The sequence below is a fragment of the Parabacteroides sp. FAFU027 genome (assembly GCF_022808675.1).
Classification (GTDB): Bacteria; Bacteroidota; Bacteroidia; order Bacteroidales; family UBA7332; genus CAXXIC01.
The window spans coordinates 385,154-400,426 of sequence record NZ_JAKZKV010000002.1 but is presented as its reverse complement, the minus strand read 5'-3'; the positions used below and the strand labels follow the sequence as shown (position 1 = coordinate 400,426).

The following is a 15,273-nucleotide window of genomic DNA, read 5'->3' as shown; positions in this document are numbered from 1 at the left end:
TTATGATTGTCCTATCTCTTCCAGTTTAATGCGCAGGGTTTCTGCCATTTGTCTTTTAATGTCAATATGTTCGCGGATACAATTTACCATCGGGTGATTTTCAAACATGCCACGAACAGCTTCAAAGTCAGCATCCTTCACCTTGTTGTTTCCGTCGATACCGAATCCGGTCTGAATCTCCGGAGAGAACTCTTTGCGGGTATCCTCAAGTAACTGTTGATCAAATTTTACAATGGCATCGAGGCTATCGTTGACAAGCTGTGTCAGATCGGAACGGGTCCAGACAGCGACATTTTTACCCAAATGTTGCTCTGTCAGGTTAATCAGCCAGTTCCAGCTCATCACATCGTATGCCGCATCAAGCTCTTTCCAGTAAGAATCCAGTTTTTCTGTAGTATTGATCTTTCCTGATTCAATGTCTGCGACCAGGGCTTCTGCTTTTGCTTTAGGCACGATGGCTCCGGCAATATCGATCCATTCACCCAATCCTTCTTCGCTGTTGGGCTTCAGTATTTGTTTGACCTCCTGCATGGAAGAAAAGGGTGCATCGCTCAACCGTTTCATCAACCGGTCGCCCAGATGCTTTAGAATGGCATTTTCATAAAAGGCAATTCCTTTGCCCAATGAATATCCTTTTATCCTGACTCCATTGTAGAGATAAAGGTCTGACGGTTTGCTTTGTAGCTCTTTCAGAATTTCTAAGCCGCGGAGAATTTTGCCTAATGTGTACGGGCTGAAAAGATTACTGTTGATAATATCTGTGCGGACTTCGTCGCTGAGCGTATTCCGTTTCTTCCACTTTTGGGCGTCACGGATAGTCCCAACATTACCCAATGTTGCCCCCGGCATCAGGTAAGTCTCTTTTTTGTTTTCAACCAAATAGGAGAAAGGCAAATCAGCTGTATCAGCGTGGCGGGTATGTTTTCCTACAATCATAGAAAATGCACCGACGCGGGAAGGCCACATAATGTAAGAGTCGCTTCCCGTTTTGCATCCACGCTCCAGAATGCCCTGGTGGATAGGGCCGAGGCGGTATAGGTGGTTGCTCTGGTTAGTGCCGCTTCCTGCGTTCATAAACGAGTAATAACTGCCGATAAGCAGCGTCGATTTGTGATGGGTGACGGTGAATGGACCGGCGAATGCCGCACAGGCTTCTCCGTGTTCTCCTTGCGAATAGCTGAAGAACAGGGAGTGTACGGCAGAAAACTGGCGCGCCAGATGTACCGCCTGTCCCACGAAAGCGTGGCTGACCATGGCTCCCGATTCCATACAAGCACCTTTAGCCATGATAAAATGATCAGCCATTACACCGTCACCAATGTGTGCTGGAAGTTCGGCAGAACTTTGTACGGTTCCATTGACCAACTTCGTAGCTCCTTCGATGGAGGCCGAATCACCGATGCAGAGGTTCTTCAACGAGCCACAGCGCACGATGCGGCAGTTGTCGCCGATAGTTCCCGTGGTCGATGTTACCTGTGCGGTGTATTTGGCAATGATTAATTTGAGTTGTTTGATAAGAGCTGGACGATGGCGGTAAAAGGCTTGCAGGTAAGCTGTCTGTACCGAAAGCCCGTCGTAGATGACCACTTCACGACCACCTGTTTCGTTGAGTACATTCACCTCAGTGCAGTTTCCAAACGAGCTCACTCCGTCTGTAACCAGTTCGCCGACCTGCTCGATCAGGCAGTGATTGCCGATGTTATAATTGGCGATGGTTGTGTTGGCAATGCGTGTCTGGTTACCGATGCGGCAGTTGTGCAGGGTGGCATTATAGATTCCGCCCGGTGCGGGAATACCTCCGGCAAGGGTAAATTCACCTTCCGGATTACCCAGTTCTATCTTCCCGGAGAACTGAACATTGACGATACGTTCTGCCGAAAAACTTTCCCTGACCTTTATGCTGGTCCAGTCGGTGGCCGAGCAACCCTGTTTTTTGAGTTGCGAAATCTCTGAAGAGGATAGGGGGCGGAGTAATGTCATCGCTAAGTCGTGAGTCGTGAGTAATAAGTCGTAAGCCTTTGCTCTTTGTCTATAAGTTTTTGGCCTAAAATCCCTTATATGTCGAAATCTTCATCGTATTTCTGGAACAAAAAATCGTTGTACGGATAACGCTGTACGTGAATCTCCTTCACACGGGCATACAGCATCTCGCGCAGGGCATCCACGTTGAGTTTCTCTTTGGCAGAGATAAACATGCAATTTTCATGCAGTTTCGCCATCCAGGTCTGTTGCAGCTCCTCCAGCGTGATGTTTTCACGGGTGCGGGGAGTGAGGTCGTCCTCATCCTTCTGCACATGGTTGTATGCATCTATTTTGTTGAAAATGATGATGGTCGGTTTATCCTGCGCATCGCATACCTCATTTAGCGTTTGCGTTACTACCTCGATTTGTTCCTCGAAGGCTGTGTGGGAGATGTCCACCACGTGCAGTAGCAGGTCTGCCTCGCGCACCTCATCGAGGGTCGATTTAAACGACTCCACCAGGTGAGTCGGCAGCTTGCGGATAAATCCTACCGTATCCGACAACAGGAAAGGCAGGTTGTCCACGATCACCTTGCGTACGGTTGTGTCGAGTGTTGCAAACAATTTGTTTTCGGCAAACACCTCCGATTTACTTAGCATGTTCATCATCGTGGATTTGCCCACGTTGGTGTAGCCGACAAGAGCCACGCGCACCATTTTGCCGCGGTTTTTACGCTGTGTCGCCTTCTGTTTGTCAATGGCTTTCAGATCCTCTTTCAGCTTTGAAATTTTATCGAGGATAATACGACGGTCGGTCTCGATCTGTGTCTCGCCCGGACCACGCATCCCGATACCGCCTCGCTGGCGCTCAAGGTGAGTCCATAGTCGGGTCAGACGGGGTAGGAGGTATTGGTATTGTGCCAGCTCCACCTGTGTTTTGGCATGGGCGGTCTGTGCACGTTTGGCAAAAATATCCAGGATCAGGCTTGTGCGGTCGAGAATTTTCACCTCCAGCATCTTCTCGATGTTTTTGAGTTGCTTGGGCGAAAGATCGTCGTCAAAAAGCACCATACCGATCTCATTCTCTTCTACATAATCTTTGATTTCCTGTAGTTTTCCCTGTCCTACGAAAGTCACAGGGTGGGGATAGTCGAGACGTTGTGTAAAGCTCTTCACCGGAACCGCCCCTGCCGTCTCGGCCAGAAACGCCAGCTCATCGAGGTACTCGTTCGACTTTTGCTCGTTTTGTTGAGGGGTAATCAGACCGACCAGCACAGCTGTCTCGGTTTCCGATTTCGTGATTATAAAATCCTTCATGTAATGTCTAATGCCTTAAATAGGATACAAATATAGTCAAAAAGCCGTCAGCCTGTGATGCCAAACCTCCAAGGTTTTTAAAACCTTGGAGGTTTACTGTCACAAAAAAAGCGCCCTCATTGCTGAAGACGCTTTATATTTGGAATTAAAAGAGGGTCAGATTAATATCTTCCGCCACGGCTTCCACCACCGTAACCACCGCCACGGTTGCCACCGCCAAAACCGCCACCACGGTTTCCGCCGCCGTAGCCACCACCACGACGTTCGCCGGCTGGTCTTTCTTCACGTGGACGAGCTTCTGATACAGCGATCACGCGACCGTCGTATTCGCAACCGTCAAGTTCGCTGATTGCTTTTTTCGCAGCTTCGTCGTCAGACATTTCTACGAAACCGAAACCTTTTGATTTTCCGGTCATTTTGTCCATGATTACACGCGCAGAGGATACTTCACCATACTCTGCAAAAAGTTCGTTCAAGTCTTCGTCGTTTACGCCAAAGCTTAGTTTTGCAACAAAAATGTTCATTTGAAAATAGGATTAAATTAATTGATTTGATTGAAGGAAAGGCTGAGAACGTACGCCTATTGTAAAAATCCTATCAGAACGAAACGGATTGAATAGTGAATGGCCCGCGCTTATTTTCAATAACAGCCGTAAAGGTAAACATATTTGTCATATACAGACTGATTTAACGGAATAATTATCTGTAATAGATGAATTTATAACATATATTGAGCATCTTCTTCATCTTTTGAGGGCAAACCAATGGAAATTATCCGGGAGGATTAAAAATGCAGGCGATAGAAGTCATATTAAAGCTCTCCGGTACAGGAGTGGTTTGATGAAGGAGGAATCTTACACAGTGACCATTTTTATAAGTACACAACATTGGATTGCAGATCAATTAAATTAGGATTATTTAGCCGTTTAAACATCTGAAAATGAAAATAATCCCGTTTATCTATTTGTATCTTTACCTACCGAAATCCTGATGACAGGTTGCGGTCGTATTTATACAGACGATTAATGTAACAACCCTTTTAAAAATGTTTTTTATGAAGTCAAAAGTCTTTTATCCGGTATTGCTATTGTTTAGCACATTTTTGTGGAGTTGCTCCCAATCAGATGTATTGAATTCATCCGATTCAGGTAATCTGAAATCATCACTTACGGCCGGTGTTCAAAATCTGAACTCCGCATTAAGTGAAATTACATCTTCATCCGGTTTTCAGGTCCTGACTAACAATAGCTCATTGAAAAGTGCAACAACTTCCCCCGTGGATTCTTTGCTGACCAACCAGATATTACTTTCAGATATATCCGGTGTGTATGACTATAAAGTCCCTTCTACAAAATGGGGGCCGATTTCCAGTCAGCGTTATTTCTCCAAAACCGCATCAAACTCATTAATGATTGTCAGGTTGCCACAGGAAAAAGTAGAATCTCCGAGAACGTTATTTACCTATTCGCCCAGCGATACATTATTGACCAACAACTATGTAATCAGTGTCTCGGACTACCTGTATAAATTCAGGCCCTTCGTGGGATATGATTACCGATTAGCTTCAGGTATCAAAATTAAGGATGTGGATGTCGGTAATTTGAAAATCTGGTCAACCCTCAATTACGTAAACGGCTACGATTATCTTTCAGAGTTTGATTTCCCCAGCGGATATGTAACCAAATGTTACGCTTCTTCCGGAGATACGGCTGTGTCAAGCTACTCTATCTCCAAGGGCGGCACTATGCTCTATGAAGAAAAATACACTGCTACCAGAACCAGTACAACCTCCTGGTATCGGGAACGGTCATACTCTTTGACCATAGGCGATGTGCAGATTGTAAGAGCTTTGGGAAAAGGACAGACGCTTGACAGTGCCAAAGTTTATGTCAAAGGTGTCCTTCAAACCAATTCAAAAGTTGAAGTAATCAATAAAACGACAGATACTTCAAACCCATCATTCACTCACAAAACACGAGACCTGAAGATTACCTTCGATGATGGCACCAGCAGTACACTGACCGATCTTGAAGGTGCAGCAATAGACAATATCAGTTCACTCTTTACTTCCATGCGTCAGGTAAATTTTGCAACCGATGTGGTGGACTGGATTGCGTGGGATATTTATCGCAGTAAAAAGTAGAATAGATTGTTTTTTCACAGATTTATCGATGGTTAGAATTGAGTATGCATCTTTAACCATCGATAGAAATCATTCTTTTTTGCATATTTCTAATGCAACTTCTCTTTCTCTGAAATAGATAGGTTAGTCAAGTGTCAGCCCTTTCTTATTGCTATATATAACAGGGATTATACAGGGATAAACCAGAGATATAACAGGGATATTACACTTATTTTTGGTGTAATATCCCTGTAAGTAGTCTGTTTAATCTCTTCTTTTAGCCAACTTATAAGAGGGCTAGATATTCATTTAGAATACCTTTGGAATGCATTAAGGAATGAAAGTGCCATCCTAAAACAGAGAATCCGCAAAGAATGAGCATCTACACTATTCTTTGCGGATTCTGGTTTTCTTTGTTTCTGCCGTGATTTACTCAAACATCAGCGTATATAAATGTTTGGGGTCGAATACTTCATTTGATATTTCCAGCAATTGCTTTGCGGTCAAGGCTTCAATACGTTTATTTACCTCTTCAAGGCTTTCAAACTTATTAAAATGGAGGAAGGATTTCCCTACCGCCAGGGCCAGATTCTCACGGTTGTCAACCGATACGCCCAATTGTCCCATCAACTGTTTCTTGGCGGCATTCAATTGAAGAGATGTCATCTTTTTATTACGTAACAAAGCCAGCTCTTTATCAATCAACCGGATGCACTTGTCCCGGTTTTTTGGATCGGAGCCGAAATAGATGGCGAACACTCCCGTATCGGTGTAGGAAGTTAGGGTCGATTCTACGGAATAGACATACCCGTGACGTTCGCGCAGGGCAAGGTTCAGGCGACTGTTCATACCCGGGCCACCCAGTATGTTATTAACCATATACAAGGCCAGACGATTCTTGTCGTGCAGGCTGTATCCCCTGCTTCCCATCAGCACATGCGCCTGATGAGTATCGTGGTTTTCGGTGACTGCTTTGCAGTTGGTGACCGGTAGGGGCGTCTTGCGATGCTTAATGATTTCACACGAGGGGACTGAGGAGGCATACTTCTCTATCAGCCGGATAATCTTCTTAAAATCAGTCCTGCCCATCGAGAAGAAAACCATATTTGACGGAACATAATGTTTGGCTACGAAAGCCAACGCATCGGCAGTGGTGAATGATTCGAGCGATTCGGTGTCGCCGAGAATATTATGGCCGAGCTCATGGCCTTCAAACAGTAGGTTTTCAAACTCGTCATAAATCAACTCGGAGGGATTATCCTTATACGAGCCAATCTCATCGAGTATCACATCCCGTTCTTTTTCTATTTCGTTTTGGGGAAATGTGGAATGAAACACCAGGTCGGAAAGCAACTCCACAGCCCGTTCGATATGCTCCTCCAGGAATATCGAATAGACGAAGGTCTCCTCCTTGGAGGTGTAAGCATTAAGTTCTCCGCCGACCGCCTCCATACGGTTCAGTATATGCACCGAACGGCGCTTCTCTGTCCCCTTAAAAAGCAGATGTTCCACAAAATGCGCCATGCCAAACTGGTGCGGTTCTTCATCCCGCGTCCCTACATTCACGGCATAGCCGCAATAGGCGACTGGGGAATCGGACGGCATGTGTACCACCCGCAGTCCATTGGCCAAAGTATATGTCTGATAATGATCTGTCATAATATTCATGTATAGGGCAAAGGTAAGTAATTTGGGGAAATCTATCAGTCAAGAAAAGCAATCCCCCGTCATGCGTGAGGAAAACTGTTGGATAATAATGTAACGAAAGCAAGATTCTTGGACAGGGCTCCGATTGGGTTGAATATTGTGGGTGCAGCGGTTTTTAACCGCTGATTTTCAATAGAAATGTGACAAACAGATAAAATGCTTATTTTTAAAGCGGGATAGGTTGTTTCCGAATGATATATCCAGTCCTACGGTTTCAAAGTTTTCTATTCTGTATCCAGCATAACGGGGAGTAGAAGAATAAAGAAAGCCATATCTTTGGGTAATTAAAAGTTAAATATATGAAGCATATCTATGTTGTACTGATTGTGGTATATACAAATACGTCTTTGTTTGCGCAGAAGAACAAAAATGGATTGTTTTTATTGGCTATTAAAGAGATGAGATCTCCAAACGTTAAAAAGATAAAGCCTAAAGTGTCATGCTATTATGTTGACTATTGTACTGTGCGTTATTTGGGCTATAAATTGATTTTTAAGAAGAGTGATGGGGATTCTATTTCATATAGACGATTGTTTGTAAATCATCAAGAGTTCAAGATTATATCGTGTAAGAATGAAGAATATGAAACGAACAAGTATACTTTTCCTGAATACGAATTTTCAGTTTATATTTTTGATCAAAATAAAGGGCTCTTAAAGATTATGTCCAGTTTGCCAGGTTGTACAGGGATAGCATACCAGTATCAGATGTTTCAAGTGGTTGATTTTAAGAATAAAGTATGTTATGAGAAGATCCTCAGATACTATAGGTGAAACGTACTTCAAGTCTGGAGATAGAACTGCAATTCAATTTTGATTTACTATGGATGAATAGGTGATAAAGTGCCTCTCTCATTTATTTCAATAATGGTTCATTGATTTCATTGAGACCATGCCATTGCAATATAAGTTTGTGCTCGGCTCAAAAAGAGTGATTTTGAACATTCTTATGTTCATAAAATTCAGATTCGGATATTTTGAACCAAGTCAATCCTCTAACCGTTATTTCCCCAAACTATAAACTATGCTAATCGTCATATCCCCCGCCAAGAATCTCGATTATAAAACGACTGCTCCGGTTACTGATTTTACACAGCCCGATTACCTCAAGCAATCTTCGAAATTGATCAAGCGATTACGCGATATCGAAGTTCCTGACCTGATGAAGCTCTATTCCGTCAGTCGGGAGATTGCTTCGCTCAATTATGAGCGTTACAAACAGTGGCATTTGCCCTTTACCCCGGAGAATGCCAAGCAGGCTGTGTTTGCCTTCAACGGAGAAGTCTATAACGGATTGAAAGCAAAGACGCTGGCTCCCGATGATATTCAATTTGCTCAGGGGCATTTGCGTATGTTGTCCGGACTTTACGGAGTTCTTCGCCCGCTTGACCTGATTCAACCTTACCGTCTCGAAATGGGCATTAAACTCGATACAGCCAAAGCGGAAAATCTCTATGAGTTTTGGGATAATAAGATTACGAAAAATCTCAATGAAGTGCTGAAATCCCAAATCGGTGAAGAGTCGGTACTGATTAATCTGGCTTCGCATGAATACTTCAAAGCTATTCATCGTAAAAGCGTCAAAGCACGCATTATCGACTTCGAGTTTGTAGAGATGCGTGACGGAAAGCCCAAACCTATCACCGTTTATATGAAAAAAGCACGGGGTATGATGACTCGTTTCATTATCGAAAACCGCCTGATCGACCCCGAACAGCTCAAGGCATTTGATACGGAGGGGTATGCCTTTGTTGAAGACTTCTCGGAAAAGGATCGTTGGGTGTTTGTCAGATAAAAAACAAAGCTGTCATTTTTACAGATGCACCTTGTAGTTTTGTCAGTTAAACCGTTTAATATTGGATAATTAGGTTTAAAACAGATGTCTGGGAATGCTTTTCCGTGAGCCTTGTTGTTATAACTATGTAGCAAGTGGATTTGGCACGTAATTTGAAATTGGTTAAGTGAACTTCGGTTCACCAAAATCTAAGTCAAACCATTAAAATAGGAGGTTATTATGTCACTGATTAAGAGGGATGATTTCTTCCCAAACTTACCAAGTTTCTTTAACGACTTCTTCAATCGTGATTGGATGGATTGGTCTAACCAGAATTACTCATTGACCAATACTACGCTGCCATCAGTCAATATTCGCGAATCGGAAGCAGCTTTTGATGTTGAGCTGGCCGCACCGGGCATGGTCAAGGAAGATTTTAAGATTGAGTTGAATCACAATGTATTGACTATTTCTTCAGAAAAGAAGAATGAGAAAGAGACTAAAGAAGAGGGCAAATACACACGTCGTGAATTCAGCTACCAGTCTTTCAGTCGCTCATTCACCCTGCCGAATGTAGCTGATAGTGAAAACATCGAAGCGAAATACGAAAAAGGAATCCTTACGATTCATATACCAAAGCGTGAAGAAGCCAAAACGAACCCCATCCGGGTGATTGAGATTAAATAAACCCTTGCAAAAAGAGCCTGAAAGTGAATTCTTCAGGCTCTTTTTTTACAAAGAAAAACCCCATTGCCGAAGCAACAGGGTCTGATCATATTTATTTTATGGCAATCTTGCGAACGATATTGTCCGACTTGAGGATATAACAGCCTTTCGGTAATTCGATTATATACTCTTCGTCGGCCTGAGGTAAGCGGTATTGTTTCAGTTTGACGCCCAATACACTGTAAATCTCTACAATAGAGTTTGGTACTGCGTTTTGAATGCTGATTCTGTTCCCCACTACCTGTATGACCATAGTTACATTGTCGCGATCCGGAGAGGGTTTCGCCGGTTGCGTCTGTGTCGGCACTCCGCTTGCCAGCAGAATGGAGCAACAGAATATTCCTATCATCAATAACTTTTTCATCCTTAAAAAACGATATAATGCAAAGGTAGTGCAATTTTTCTCAAACGATTCCGTTATGGTTCCGTTTTATTATATTTTACATAAACGAATGGCGATTTCGTTTTTCAACTTATAATAATCAGACATTTTCCGGATGGTAAAAGCCAGGGCTTCAGTATCATGTGATGTGATGAGTATCCGGTTATCAACCACGGCATTGTTCAATAATCTCAGTTTCTCATTAACCGAATCTACCGGGTAGATATCGTATGCCGAGATCCACAAAGTAGAGAGGTGTGCCGATGTAGGTATCACATCACCAGTAAAACAATATCGTAATCCATTGAGTTCAAAGACGGGGACAATTTGTCCGGGGGTATGGCCATTGTAGAGTTCGAGTTTTACACCGGGGTAGATTTCGCTGTCTTGTTCGACCAGGCATATCAGTCCGGCATCCTCCAACGGGCTTACATTCTCCGGCCAGTAGGCGTCCTCATCCAGTAAAGTCGGGTTTTGTGCGTGTTCCCATTGTTTCCGGCTGACCCAATGGATAGCTTTGGGAAAAGTAACATTCAGGACTCCGTTTTTGTCTGTGCCGGTGCAACCGCCGCAATGGTCAAAATGCAGATGGGTAAGTATAACATCAGTTACCTCATCGGACGGGACACCCAGTGAGGATAATGCCACTGCGGGATTTATCACATTTTCAAAGCCATAACTTTTACAACGCTCCGGATATTTTACACCTGTACCTGCATCGACCACAATCTTCCTGCTACCCATCTCTACGTATAGCATATTTGTGCTCAGTCGACACATTTCGCCATAGGCCGGATAACGTTTTCTCCAGATTTTTTGGGGAATAACTCCGAACATGGCACCTCCCGTACAATAAAAAAAACCGGACTGTATAAGGGTTAACTGCATTATAAGTATTATTTTTGCACCCAAATTTAGCAATAACTGTTGTGACACAGATTATTGATCGTTAAAAAAGGTGTTGTTTTTTGCTGTAAAACTGATTGGGACGGGTTTTTTCGGATGTTTCTATGTCCGGACTTATTCGTTGTGATGATTAATTCGATTTTGATGAAACGTATCCATATTATTTCCATCGGAGATTACACGATGTGCCAGCTTGCCGTGGCCCTCCAGAAAAAGGGGTATCACGTAACCGGTTCTGACATTGTCATTCCGGAAGAGCAACGCAAGTTGTTGGCTCAGCATGACCTCCTCCCAGAACGAATGGATTGGGATACGGAGACGCTCGTAAAAGGTATTGACGTAGTTGTACCGGCTATGCACCTGGATAAATCGAATCCGGAACTGGCCCGTGCTTATGAAAAAGGGCTGTTGGTGATGTCGTTTCCGGAATTCATCTATCATCAGAATAAAAATAAGGTTCGTTTTGTGGTAAGCGGTAGCAAAGGAAAAAGCAGCATCATGTCGATGATGATGTTTGCCCTGAAAAAGCACAAGATTGCATTCGATTATGTGGCTCTTAATGAAATGAAAGGAACCTCTTCCTCCATCCATTTGAGTTACGACAACCGGATTGCTTTGCTGGAAGGTGATGAGTTCAGTACTTCACCCATAGAACCCCGGCCGCTGCACCTGTTCTACAAACCGCAGATTGCATTGCTGACCAACCTGATTTGGGACGAATGCGAATCTTTCCCTGCCTTTGAAAGCTATCTGGAGAGCTTCAAGACTTTGATTGAGCGCATTGACCGTGATGGGAAATGTATCTACTTCGAAGAAGATATGCCGCTGGAGAATCTTACCGCCCTGCTGCGCGACGATATAACCGGCATGCCCTATAAGGCTCACGACACCGAATATGTCGATGGCCAACTGATGCTTAAAACCCGTTTCGGACACTATCCGATCGAGGTTTGTGATGAATATTTCCTGCAAAACCTTAATGGCGCTCGCCTGGCATGCCGTCAATTGGGTATGCAGGATAAAGATTTTTATGCAGCTATTTCTGAGTATTGCACCCATTTTACCAAGGAACCTGTTTCCGTTGAAATAAGAAAAGACCCGGCATGATCATAGCCCGTCAGAAGAAAAAAGAGAATATCGCAGAATATCTGCTTTTCATGTGGCAGATTGAAGATCTAATAAGAGCCAACGGCCTGGATTTAGATAAAATACAGTCCGGAATCATCGATAAATTCGATCAGTCGGAAGAGGCTAAAAAAGAGATCCGTGACTGGTATGAAAGTCTGATCGACATGATGCGCCGCGAGGATAAACAGCAAAGCGGTCATTTGCAGATTAACCAGAACGTAATCATTGACCTGACCGACCTGCACCTTCAACTTATACATTCCAATAAAGAGCCTTTTTATGTAGCTGCCTACTATAAGACATTGCCGTTTATCGTGGAGCTGCGTGCCCGTGCAGGAGAGCTCCAGACCGGTGAGATTGAAACCTGTTTTTCAGCTTTGTACGGTGTGCTGATGTTGCGTCTGAGAGGACAGGCAGTATCGGAAGAGACAATGAAGGCTATCAAACAAATTTCTACTTTCCTGGGACTTTTATCGGATAAATACAAGGAAGACCGAGCGGGGGAATTAGATAAGGATTGAGGGAGTGAAGGACTGAGGGAATGAACTTATACTCAACTCGATTCAAGAATATATATCAAGACAAACAAAATACAATGAGTAAAATATTGGTTACCGGAGCTAACGGTCAGTTAGGCAGCGAGCTTCAGGAATTGTCGGCCAAATATCCACAGTTCACTTTTCTTTTTACAGATGTCGATGCATTGGACATTTGCGACAAAGAAGCCGTTTCTGATTTTATCGCAGCGAACGGAATCAATTACCTCATCAATTGTGCGGCATATACAGCCGTAGATAAAGCGGAAGATGAGCCAGAATTTTGTGCCAAAATCAACCGGGATGCTGTTCGCAATCTGGGAGAAGCAGCCGCTGCTCATGGTGCTAAAGTGCTTCACGTTTCTACTGACTACGTATTTGACGGGCAGAACTATCGTCCTTACGTGGAGAGCGATCCGGTTTGCCCGCAGTCTGTTTACGGTGAAACCAAACTCGCCGGTGAACAGGAATTAATGGCGGCTTGTCCTGATTCAGCAGTGGTGCGTACTGCCTGGTTGTATTCCAGCTATGGAAATAACTTCGTAAAAACGATGATGCGACTAGGCAAAGAGCGCGACACTTTGGGCGTGATCTTTGATCAGGTGGGAACACCTACTTATGCCGCTGATTTGGCAGAAGCATTGATGAAGATGGTGGTCTTTGCAGAAGAAAAGGGTTTTGTACCGGGTGTATTCCACTATTCAAATGAAGGAGTGTGTAGCTGGTATGATTTTGCCAGAAAAATCCACAAGCTGGTCGGCATCCAGTGTAAAGTTTCTCCTTTAGAAACAGCAGACTATCCTACGAAAGCGAAACGCCCGCACTACAGCGTATTAAACAAGAAAAAAATAAAAACAACTTTCGGCATCACTGTTCCTTATTGGGAAGAGAGCCTGACCGATTGTATTGCGAAGTTATTTTAAAGAAGCCCCACCCTCCCGATAGCTATCGGGACCTCCCCAAAAGGGAGGGTGTAAGAATGCTTCACAAAAACAATAAAGAAAATCACAAACTCGCTCTATAAAGTCCCCTATCTGGGGATTTCGGGGGCTTCTAAGTTATGACAGAATTACAGGAAGAGATTCTAAAAAGACGCACCTTTGCGATTATCAGCCACCCTGATGCGGGTAAAACTACACTGACTGAGAAGTTACTGCTTTTCGGGGGCGCAATCCATGTGGCCGGCGCGGTGAAATCGAATAAAATCAAGAAAACCGCTACTTCCGACTGGATGGAGATTGAGAAACAGCGCGGTATCTCGGTAGCCACTTCGGTAATGGGATTCAACTACGGCGATTACAAGATCAACATCCTCGATACTCCCGGTCACCAGGACTTTGCGGAAGATACTTACCGTACCTTGACCGCAGTGGACAGCGTAATCATCGCAGTGGACGTAGCGAAAGGGGTGGAGGCGCAGACCCGCAAGCTGATGGAAGTTTGCCGTATGCGCAATACGCCTGTAATGATCTTTGTCAATAAGCTCGACCGCGAGGGTAAAGATCCGTTTGACTTGCTGGATGAACTGGAAGCAGAGCTGAATATCTCTGTCCGCCCGTTGAGCTGGCCAATCAATATCGGCCAACGCTTCAAAGGGGTTTACAATATCTACGAAGAAAAGCTAGACCTTTATACTCCAAGTAAGCAAATCGTAAGCGAATCGGTTAATTTCAAAGATATCAACAGCCCGGAACTGGAAAACTATATTGGCGACAGCGATGCTGAGAAATTGCGTTCCGACATTGAGCTGATCGAAGGCGTTTATCCTGAATTTGATAAAGAAGAATACCTGAAAGGTAAACTGGCGCCGGTATTCTTCGGCTCGGCGTTGAATAACTTCGGGGTAAAAGAGTTGCTAGACTGTTTTGTGCAAATTGCACCATCACCTCGCCCAATTCATGCCGTTGAGCGTGAGGTAAAACCAGAAGAAGAGCAATTCACCGGCTTTATTTTCAAGATCCATGCCAATATGGACCCGAACCACCGCAGCTGTATCGCATTCGTGAAAATCTGTTCCGGTAAATTCAGCCGTAACGAAAACTATAAGCATGTACGCAACGGTAAGCTCATGCGCTTCTCGAGCCCGACTGCTTTTATGGCGCAAAAGAAATCCATCGTGGACGATGCTTATCCCGGTGATATTGTCGGTCTTCCCGATACCGGTAACTTTAAGATAGGCGATACTCTGACCGGCGGCGAAGAACTGCACTTCAAGGGCTTACCGAGCTTCTCTCCTGAGATGTTTAAATACATCGACAATGCCGATCCGATGAAGGCTAAACAGCTCAACAAAGGTATTGACCAGTTGATGGACGAGGGGGTTGCTCAGATCTTTACCAACCAATTCAATGGTCGTAAGATCATCGGTACAGTGGGTCAGCTTCAGTTTGAGGTTATCCAGTACCGACTGCTTAACGAATATGGAGCGCAATGCCGCTGGGAGCCGTTGAACCTTTACAAAGCCTGCTGGATCGAAAGTGATGATCCGGCTGAACTGGAAAACTTCAAGAAACGCAAGTATCAGTTTATGGCTGTGGATAAAGAGGGGCGCGATGTTTTCCTTGCCGATTCAGGCTACGTGCTGATGATGGCGCAGAATGATTTTAAAAACATTCGCTTCCACTTTACTTCAGAATTTTAAGCTTTGCTATTAAGACACTAAGAGCATTTAGCTTTACGAAGATATATAGTTCAAAAAAACGGGCTGTTTCCAAT

Annotated in this window: 13 protein-coding genes; 7 read left to right on the top strand and 6 right to left on the bottom strand. The window is 44.1% G+C overall.

All coding sequences use genetic code 11. The features are described 5' to 3' along the window. From MLE17_RS04830 to MLE17_RS04820, 3 genes are all read right to left on the bottom strand, one after another. A complete protein-coding gene (locus MLE17_RS04830) occupies positions 1-1,980 on the bottom strand; it encodes a DUF4954 family protein (RefSeq protein WP_243347581.1) in 1,980 nt (659 codons plus the stop codon). A 74-nt stretch (positions 1,981-2,054) separates the two neighbouring features. Then, complete coding sequence (gene hflX / locus MLE17_RS04825) at positions 2,055-3,278, bottom strand: GTPase HflX (RefSeq protein ID WP_243347579.1); 1,224 nt, start codon at positions 3,276-3,278, stop codon at positions 2,055-2,057. 161 nt (positions 3,279-3,439) lie between these two features. Continuing rightward, positions 3,440-3,802, bottom strand: coding sequence for an RNA recognition motif domain-containing protein (locus MLE17_RS04820; RefSeq protein ID WP_243347570.1), 363 nt, complete (start codon positions 3,800-3,802; stop codon positions 3,440-3,442). A 530-nt stretch (positions 3,803-4,332) separates the two neighbouring features. Between MLE17_RS04820 and MLE17_RS04815 the strand changes: the two genes are divergently transcribed. Beyond that, the gene (locus MLE17_RS04815) at positions 4,333-5,421 is read left to right on the top strand and encodes a hypothetical protein (protein ID WP_243347567.1); all 1,089 of its coding nucleotides are present in this window, start codon (positions 4,333-4,335) and stop codon (positions 5,419-5,421) included. 408 nt (positions 5,422-5,829) lie between these two features. On the opposite strand, the gene MLE17_RS04810 is transcribed toward MLE17_RS04815, so the two are convergent. Further along, positions 5,830-7,059, bottom strand: coding sequence for a M16 family metallopeptidase (locus tag MLE17_RS04810; RefSeq protein ID WP_243347566.1), 1,230 nt, complete (start codon positions 7,057-7,059; stop codon positions 5,830-5,832). A 1,071-nt stretch (positions 7,060-8,130) separates the two neighbouring features. On the opposite strand from MLE17_RS04810, the gene yaaA reads away from it, so the two are divergent. Beyond that, positions 8,131-8,901, top strand: a complete 771-nt coding sequence (gene yaaA, locus MLE17_RS04805) for a peroxide stress protein YaaA (protein ID WP_243347565.1) — start codon at positions 8,131-8,133, stop codon at positions 8,899-8,901. 219 nt (positions 8,902-9,120) lie between these two features. Then, positions 9,121-9,567, top strand: a complete 447-nt coding sequence (locus tag MLE17_RS04800) for an Hsp20/alpha crystallin family protein (RefSeq protein ID WP_243347561.1) — start codon at positions 9,121-9,123, stop codon at positions 9,565-9,567. Between the two features lie 91 nt (positions 9,568-9,658). Here MLE17_RS04800 and MLE17_RS04795 read toward each other — a convergent pair whose 3' ends face one another. Beyond that, positions 9,659-9,970, bottom strand: a complete 312-nt coding sequence (locus tag MLE17_RS04795) for a T9SS type A sorting domain-containing protein (RefSeq protein ID WP_243347560.1) — start codon at positions 9,968-9,970, stop codon at positions 9,659-9,661. 69 nt (positions 9,971-10,039) lie between these two features. Continuing rightward, on the bottom strand, positions 10,040-10,876 hold the full coding sequence (locus MLE17_RS04790; RefSeq protein WP_243347559.1) for an MBL fold metallo-hydrolase: 837 nt from the start codon (positions 10,874-10,876) through the stop codon (positions 10,040-10,042). A gap of 162 nt (positions 10,877-11,038) precedes the next feature. Between MLE17_RS04790 and MLE17_RS04785 the strand changes: the two genes are divergently transcribed. The 4 genes from MLE17_RS04785 (at position 11,039) to MLE17_RS04770 (ending at position 15,199) form a co-directional block, all read left to right on the top strand. After that, entirely contained in the window at positions 11,039-12,001 is a 963-nt protein-coding gene (locus tag MLE17_RS04785; RefSeq protein WP_243347553.1) for a Mur ligase domain-containing protein, read from the top strand. Next, positions 11,998-12,543, top strand: coding sequence for a DUF4924 family protein (locus MLE17_RS04780; RefSeq protein WP_243347551.1), 546 nt, complete (start codon positions 11,998-12,000; stop codon positions 12,541-12,543). The genes MLE17_RS04785 and MLE17_RS04780 overlap by 4 nt, the downstream gene beginning before the upstream one ends. Before the next feature lie 74 nt (positions 12,544-12,617). After that, on the top strand, positions 12,618-13,481 hold the full coding sequence (rfbD, locus tag MLE17_RS04775) for a dTDP-4-dehydrorhamnose reductase (RefSeq protein WP_243347549.1): 864 nt from the start codon (positions 12,618-12,620) through the stop codon (positions 13,479-13,481). Positions 13,482-13,618: 137 nt separating this feature from the next. After that, positions 13,619-15,199 carry a peptide chain release factor 3 gene (locus MLE17_RS04770; RefSeq protein ID WP_243347548.1) on the top strand — a complete coding sequence of 527 codons (1,581 nt, stop codon included), beginning with the start codon at positions 13,619-13,621 and terminating at the stop codon, positions 15,197-15,199. Positions 15,200-15,273: the final 74 nt, after the last annotated feature.